We start from the raw sequence: 1,207 nt of genomic DNA, 5'->3' as shown, positions 1-1,207 counted from the left end.
CCTTCTCCCACAAGGAGGGCTTTGCATGAAGGGTGTGCTTAACCTGATTGGCCTACTGGGCGTCTTTTGAAGGCGTCTAAGGCCTCGCCCTGTCGCCCTGGCGCGGCATCGACCGGCATCATTGGCCCGATCGGCTCGATTTTGGACGCACTCCTCCCTCACGCCCGTCTCTCTTTGGGTGGATACAGGACACCGATCATAGTCCGCAGATTGTAGGCGCATGCCGCCAGCATGCACTGCGTGCGGTTGGTCGCAAGGTTGAAGAAGCGCATGCGCCGCATGCCGTAACGCTCCTTGAACACGGCGAAAGGCCGCTCAACCGCCGCCCGCACCTTGGAGATCAGCCGGTTGCGCAGCTTGTCGCGCGGCGGCAATTCAGGGTGATGCTTGTTGGGCCGCCGCATCAGGCGATCCTTGATCTTGGCCTCAGCGAGCCGGTCATGCCTGGCATGGGTGTAATAGGCCTGATCGCCATAGACCGCCTTCTCATCGCCGCAGATCAACCGGTCGGCCGGCTCGGTGTCGGTGACTGAGGCGTCGCTCACCTCGACGCGCCGGATCAAGGTGTGCCCCTGGTCGACGCCAATGTGCATCTTGTAGCCAAAAGTGCTCTTTTTGCCCTTCTTGCCCCAGCGCGCATCCTTGTCCGCCGACGGCTTGACCGGGCCGTGGTGGCCCTTCTTCGGCTGCTTGGGCGGCCGGCCGGGGGATTGCATGAACGAGGCATCGACCAGCGTGCCGCGCTTGACGATCAGGCCTTTCGTCTCCAGCTGCCGGTTGATCTCCTCAAACACCTTGTCGATCAGCCGCTCACGCGTCAGCTCGTCGCGAAAGCGCCATAGGGTCGAATGATCGGGCGTACGGTCCGAGAGGCTGAAGCCAACGAAGCGGCGAAACGACAGCCGGTCACGGATCTGCGCCTCAAGCGCTGGATCGCTCAGCCCATGCCACACACCCAGCAGAAGGCAGCGCACCAGCAACATTGCCGGGTAGCTGGCGCTACCCGGGCCGCTGCTGCTGCGCGGGCCAAGCAGCTTGCTGATCGGCTCCCAGTCCAGCTCTTTCGCAATCAGGTCGAAGATCGTCTCATCCGACACCGCAAGACCGTCCGCCAGACTCAACTGACCCAGAACACGATCCACCATCGCGAATCTCCCTGCTCCAACCTCACAACAGAATCACTGATCGGCTTCTGTGCAAAGATCTC

Annotated in this window: 1 protein-coding gene; it reads right to left on the bottom strand. The window is 62.1% G+C overall.

Annotation, left to right across the window (positions count from 1 at the left end; translation table 11 throughout):
* Positions 1-158 precede the first annotated feature (158 nt).
* Positions 159-1,145, bottom strand: a complete 987-nt coding sequence (locus tag NKI41_RS33080) for an IS5 family transposase (RefSeq protein WP_352687253.1) — start codon at positions 1,143-1,145, stop codon at positions 159-161.
* Positions 1,146-1,207 lie beyond the last annotated feature (62 nt).

Origin of the sequence: Mesorhizobium sp. M0601 (assembly GCF_040320845.1) — a bacterium.
GTDB lineage: Bacteria > Pseudomonadota > Alphaproteobacteria > Rhizobiales > Rhizobiaceae > Mesorhizobium.
Note: the sequence above shows the minus strand (reverse complement) of the source record. Positions and strands in the feature narration are given on the sequence as shown.